This is a genomic window from Sphingobacterium sp. UBA7253, assembly GCF_002472745.1.
GTDB lineage: Bacteria > Bacteroidota > Bacteroidia > Sphingobacteriales > Sphingobacteriaceae > Sphingobacterium > Sphingobacterium siyangense.
This window is the reverse complement of sequence record NZ_DKSP01000019.1, coordinates 1-6,339: the sequence shown is the minus strand read 5'-3', so window position 1 is coordinate 6,339 and position 6,339 is coordinate 1. Positions and strand designations below refer to the sequence as shown.

The following is a 6,339-nucleotide window of genomic DNA, read 5'->3' as shown; positions in this document are numbered from 1 at the left end:
GCCGTTCATCGGCGTGCGGATTTCATGACTCATATTGGCCAGGAATTCGGATTTTGCCCTGCTGGCTATATCTGCAGTTTCCTTGGCATTTTTCAGTTCCTCGTTTATTTTTACGGCATTTGTAATATTCTGTATGGAAATAATTATACCTCCAACCTCATCTTTTGTAAGATACCAGGGTCCGACTTTAAGATCGTAATGTTGAATTTCTTCTTTTCCTTCCACCTTTAGTGCAAAATCCCCGTCGATGTACGTTTCTCCCAAAAGCGCATTCCTGTAAATCTTTTTTCTTTCTTCGGGAATATTGGGCGATATTGTAAACAGGTTATTGCCGATAAGGTCGACATTATTCATACTAAATTCATCTCGCCATCTGCTGCTGACGGCAACGTAGTTAAGGGCTTTGTCAAGCATCGCCAAAGGAATAGGAACATCTGTAGCACAGGACTGCATCATAGCTTCCTTCTGAGCAACTTCCAGAAACATTTTTTTGAAGGCATCAATGTTCTGAATAATTCCAAAAACCCTGTGGCAAACTTCATTTTCAAATTCGGGAATTCCTTTTACTCTTACCCAGATGGTGACACCGTCATTACGCAGAAGTTGTAGCTCCTCATCAAAAGAGATCCCTTGTTGTACTGCTCTGTTGAATAGAAATTCTATTCTCTCTCTGTTTTTTCCTTCGTAAAATCCAAGGGCATTTTCAAAGGTTGGTTGGAAATTAATGTTAGTTTTATGAATTTCTCGTACACTTTGAGACCAGGTGAGCTTTCCGCTCTTTATATTGACTTCCCAGCCTCCCACTTGGGCAACCGCGCTTGTTTCCTCGAGCATTTCCTTCGTATAAAACAGATCTTTTTCCAACTTATCGCGGCGCATAATGTCCGATTTTAGTTGAATATAAACGAAAATGGTGACGCCAATGGCCGCAACCGCTGAAAAGATAATGAATAAAACGGTCCGTTTGGTGGAGTTATTCAGATCTTCATTTTTTAGGGCAAGCTGAACTTCCTCGTGTTTTACAAATTCCTGAACGAGCATTCGGCATTTATCCATGGCCATCTTGTTTTGAACAAGTTCCTCTGGAGTCATTACTATTCCCTTAGTACGATTATCAATCAACAAGACATATTCTTTCATCAACCTGTCTGAGGTATGCAGCAGTTCATGAAGGATATTAATCTGGCGTTTATCGTTAAGATTAAATTTATCTTTGTTAGCAACAAGCAGCGGATATTCATTCCTGCTTTTATTGAAAGGTTCAAGAAAATTTTCACGGCCGGTAAGCTGATATCCCCGATTGCCTGTTTCGGCATTTAACAGCGTGTTTACAATATCTTTTATTAAACTGATAGACTCCTTCGTTTTTAAGAGGCTTTTCCTGCTCTCCATCTGGTTATGTATGCTAATATAAGATGCTATAGAACCCGCAATCAGTAGTATCAAAGAAAGCATTACACCTATCTGGAGATTTCTTATAATTTTTTTTGGCATTGGTCGGTAGTTTACTGTTAAGATACTAAAAAAGTAGAATTGTATCTCTAATCAGTCAGTAATATTTGATGGCTTTCATCATGTTTCTACGAGATAGCTGATATTGGAGATTTCACCTATTGAGATCATGCGATTCCACTTTAGCTAGCCTGAAACAACAGCTTTTCTGCCGATAGCGTTTATTATTTTTTGTATTTTGTTATTGCATAACCGTCAAATCTTATTAATTCTAATTCTTCCTTTCCTTTCGGTATGTTGTAATAAAAGTTATAAAATTGAACAACTTTACCGCTAGGGAAACCTTTGGTAAATTTTGAAGTTATTGCCGATTGTTTGATTATTTCTGAATTCTTTTTCACAAGAGTTGCCATTGTTCCGTTTCCATAAATTTTGACGTCGCAACTATCCTTTGGTAGCAATGTAAAAGTATTTGATAGAAGAGCTTCTCTTTCTTTTAATATCCATTCTTTTTTCATCCCTCGTAATTGTGCCACCTCAAATTCTGCGTTTTGGATAATTTCCAAAACGTTATTGCTATTTTTATCATTTAAATCTTTCGTCAGGTTGGTAAGAGCACTATACAGGTTGTCAAGTAGTTCTGTTGAATTCTTTAATTGAACTGATTTATTTAAGGAAGATAGTTCGACAGGAATTTTGGCATTAAACTTTATCGTTTTCAAGAAGTAACCACTTTTAATGTTTTCTTGAGTAATATCATCATCTGATAATTCATAATTTACTAAAATATTTTCTTTGGGAAAATCTGATTCATTGGAAATGATTGATATTCCTTGGGCTGACCTGACTAATAGAATTTTTAAAATCGGATTTCCTTGCTTTTTATAATTGGATAAGTCAATTAGTATTTTTAACTCTTGTTCGCCATTTTTGTTGATCGCAATGTCAATAAAGTTTGGAATTGTGTTTCCAAAGAATTCAAGCCCTTTGACTACAGGATAATCATTTATTGAGATTTCAGTAGGATAATAAAACGTCGGTTGGATACCATAGTTGCTCTTGTCCGCATTATATTTTAGTTTATCCAAAATTTCTGTCTTACTTTCTTGTCCTTTACAAGAGGCTAAAGTCAGTAAAACAATAATTGATAACATATATTTTTTCATAAGTCAATTTTGTTGGAGCGTGTTGGTTTAATATTTCGGCCAACGCTATTCAACAGCTTTCCGATATACTAGCCGTATTGCTTAAGAAGTATTGGTAATTGTCAAATGTAAAAATATCAATTTTTGCAGTGTAAACCGTTTACAATTCGCTGACTATCGTTTAAAATTCGTTAAAAAGGATGTTATTCAATTTCATATGTTGTTCTGTGATAACATACTTATCGATACAATACACATAAATAATAGCTTACGAACCCAGGAAATTCCCATTGTATTTCTATATAACTAAGTAGCTAATTTACATAACTAATTTGTATCTTAATGCAACAGTTCTCTGTGAAAAAATCAATAAATACTATTTTTTTGATGATACTAATTATTAGACTGTCTTGCTTCTCATGCATGATTTACGGACAGAAATATTTTGATTTAGACCTTTCAGGACGATATGAGTCTTATATAGGACGATATATTATGCGATAAAATGAGGTATACTTAAGTTTTATTATAAGTTCTTAGGCCATTGTCAATTTAAAGGGGCATAAAAGCCCCAGTGAATTGCAGCATAAAATACCAGATGCCTCTAGACGGTTTTAAATACCCAGCTGAAAGAACTGGAAGACCATGAACTTATCAGCAAGAAAATTTATCCTGTTGTACCACCAAAAGTAGAATATTCACTCACAGATTTTGGAATGACGCTGATCCCAGTAATTTCCGCACTTGGATATTGGGGAGACCAGAATGAAGATAGACTGAGAAGAGTAATTTTAAAAAGAATTTCAGAATGATAAAAAGGGTGAGGATAGTCGCCTTTTTCAGAATAGGTGGGTATGCAAAATTTACCACTGTTCAGCGAATCGTAATTTTCTGCTCACGGATTTTAAATAGAGGGCCATGGGTATTGTCGAATACCTTATTTTTATTTTGGAATAATAGAGAGCTGCAACGGAATAAACTAAAAAAGTTATTGCTATGCTTAGTGCTTACATCTGAACAAAGGGTTATGAAATCAATTGGCAAATTTCTTCAATGGTCTGTGGCTGCTGCCTTCATCTTTGTCATCGTTTTCTGGGGCAACAGTTACCGTTATTTTGTTTACGCGCTGGTATGCTCTTCTCTGCTTTATTTCCCTTTGCAAAAAATAATCCTTAGCAAATTAGGTAAAGGAGATGGTCGGGATGAAGTCCGCTATAATGTGAATGGAAAGCGCATAACAATGCGAAGTGGCAATCGCATAGCGTTTGTTGTTCTGTTGGCAGCAGTGTATGTTTTAATAATTTCCGTTTTTTCTGTAAGTCCATCTTTGGAGCGTAAAGAGTTTGCGCGGACGCATCCGAGCTGGATTGCAACAGCGCCCGCTATCATAAACTTCGAATCTAAAATACATAGAGGCAAGACAAAATACGCCTATTTAAATGTCGAATACCGATATACTGCCAATGGACAGCTATACTTGCGGAAATTAGATAAGGCGGAAAAGCAGTATGCATTTTTACCTATTGTGAGCCAGCGACGTTTTGAGCAGATGCGAACCGAACTGCTGGATAGAGCAAATGGAATAATAACTAATAAGGAATACATATTGTTTTACAATCCACAAAATACTGAACAGCAGAAGTTTTGCCTTGCAGACGATTCTTTTTATCTGCAGGGATCTTGGCTGTACGATATATTGTTTGTCTATTTATTACTATTCTTATTCATTGTAATCATCGCGTTTTTGTTTAGAAAAGACTACAATAATAGGATGAAAAAATCTAATTCGACCATTCATTATTACCGTCGTACAGATTATTATGAAAACAGGTAAAGTTTGCGTACTACAGGATTAATTTAGAATGTCTAAACTGGTTTCTGCTTGGAGATTTCTACTTAAAAAGCAGCTGTTTGTAAAAATTGTCTTATATTTCATTTCAATTTTTACCGTCGGCCACTTTGATTATGGAAATTAGATCCCTGGAAAAAATAGATCCTGAAATTTTGTTTTATGCATTTCAGAGAGCTTTTGCCGAATATGAAATGCAATTGGATAAAAGTCAGCTCTTGGCTATGCTCAAGAGGCGCGGTTTTAGGCCTGATCTTTCCTTTGGGGTTTTTGACGGTGATGCTATCGTATCTTTCACCTTTAACGGGATCGGTGATTTCGATGAGGTTTTAACGGCTTATGATACGGGGACAGGTACTCTTAAAAATTATCAGGGACAAGGACTTGCCACATCGGTATTTAATTATTCGATTCCCTATCTGAAGAAGGCTGGAGTCCATAATTATCTGCTGGAAGTACTGCAGCATAATAAAAGTGCCGTATCGGTTTATAAAAAGATCGGCTTTACTGTGGTCCGAAAGTTCTTTTATTTTAAGCAAAAGATTGAGGCAATTACTTTATTGGCCAAAAGTTCAACCTTTAATATAAAACCAATAGATATTTTTGAATATACTGAAATTGAAACTTTTTGGGATTTTAAACCATCCTGGCAAAATAGCATTGAATCAATTCGTAGGTCTTTCGACAATTTTATTTGCACAGGCGTTTTTTCAGAGGATAAGCTGATTGGATATTGCGTATTTGAGCCAGGATCAGGAGATATTACACAACTGGCGGTAAATAAAGAACACAGAAGAAAAGGTGCTGGTACCCTATTGCTTCAGCATATAATAGAGACTATGCAAACTGACGCTATAAAAATTATCAATACAGACATTAGCTGTGAATCTATGACAGCTTTTCTGAAATCCGTGAATATTGAACCAGTTGGAAAGCAATATGAAACGATCAAAAGGCTGTGACAAATTTCCGATTCCTTTTTTCTTTTCTCACGATCCCATTTTCTTTTTTGTTTAAAAAAAGGAAATTAATAGGGATGCAAAACTACTTGTTGATTTAAATATCAGGTAACGATGCAGATGATTTTTTTATTGTCTTTTCTAAAAAATTAACGTTGATGAGTGAGGATTTGAAATAGGAAACTATTTACCAAGTCTAATTATTTCATTTTCAATATCATGGTAAAGCAGGATTTTCCATTGTTCTTCTTGTGCTCTTTGCTTCCAAATGATCCGTTTTTCCATTGCTTTTTTGCCATCATAATCAGTTTTAAATGCTATTTGATAGTTTAGATATCCCATTTGAGGAAGATTGTCTGCACCATAAAAAGCGGTTTCTCCATCTTCCTTAATCCAGAAAACCTGATGATAAGGGGTATGTCCGCCAGTCACTTCGAAATCAATTTCTGAAGTAATACTTCCTTTATCAGAATCCATCCAGACAATATTGGCATTCTCAACAATGAACTTCAAAACATCCAAATCAAAAGAAGGACTCCCTTCTTTTGAGAGCGCAAAATCATATTCACGCTTTTGCAGATAGACTTCGGCATTTGGAAAATTAAGCGTCCAATCATTTTTCTCTCTATTCACAAGTCCGTCAATGTGATCTTTGTGCAAATGAGAAAGCATAACTAGCTTGACATCTTTTGGTTGGAAACCTGCTTTTATCATGTTGCTATGAATTTTTGGGATACCGTTTCCCATCCAGCCTAATTCTGCATCTAGTAGCACTAGATTGCCAGCTGTTTCAATAAGAAAAGGCTGCACCGCCATCTTTAAATTTTTATCGTTTTCCGTATCTTCTAGATAGGTGAAATTTTTGTTCTTATCTACACTGAAATCACCGTCTTTTAAAGGATATATTTTCATTTTGAATATTCCGACAAAAGTA

At 35.6% G+C, this 6,339-nt stretch carries 6 protein-coding genes; 3 read left to right on the top strand and 3 right to left on the bottom strand.

Going from position 1 to position 6,339, the window contains the following annotated elements; translation table 11 throughout:
• Both B2X72_RS01380 and B2X72_RS01375 read right to left on the bottom strand, forming a co-directional pair.
• The coding region (locus tag B2X72_RS01380) for a CHASE3 domain-containing protein (RefSeq protein ID WP_286848111.1) at positions 1-1,392 on the bottom strand (1,392 nt) is incomplete at its 3' end.
• A 284-nt stretch (positions 1,393-1,676) separates the two neighbouring features.
• On the bottom strand, positions 1,677-2,618 hold the full coding sequence (locus tag B2X72_RS01375; RefSeq protein ID WP_088161977.1) for a hypothetical protein: 942 nt from the start codon (positions 2,616-2,618) through the stop codon (positions 1,677-1,679).
• Positions 2,619-3,223: 605 nt separating this feature from the next.
• Here B2X72_RS01375 and B2X72_RS01370 point away from each other — a divergent pair.
• The 3 genes from B2X72_RS01370 (at position 3,224) to B2X72_RS01360 (ending at position 5,408) form a co-directional block, all read left to right on the top strand.
• Positions 3,224-3,409, top strand: coding sequence for a winged helix-turn-helix transcriptional regulator (locus tag B2X72_RS01370; RefSeq protein ID WP_317042057.1), 186 nt, complete (start codon positions 3,224-3,226; stop codon positions 3,407-3,409).
• A gap of 215 nt (positions 3,410-3,624) precedes the next feature.
• A complete protein-coding gene (locus B2X72_RS01365) occupies positions 3,625-4,431 on the top strand; it encodes a hypothetical protein (RefSeq protein ID WP_075993134.1) in 807 nt (268 codons plus the stop codon).
• Positions 4,432-4,562: 131 nt separating this feature from the next.
• A complete protein-coding gene (locus B2X72_RS01360) occupies positions 4,563-5,408 on the top strand; it encodes a GNAT family N-acetyltransferase (protein ID WP_145327130.1) in 846 nt (281 codons plus the stop codon).
• A 180-nt stretch (positions 5,409-5,588) separates the two neighbouring features.
• Here the strand turns inward: B2X72_RS01360 and B2X72_RS01355 are convergent.
• A partial coding sequence (locus B2X72_RS01355; protein ID WP_286848110.1) for an MBL fold metallo-hydrolase occupies positions 5,589-6,339 on the bottom strand: 751 nt, incomplete at its 5' end.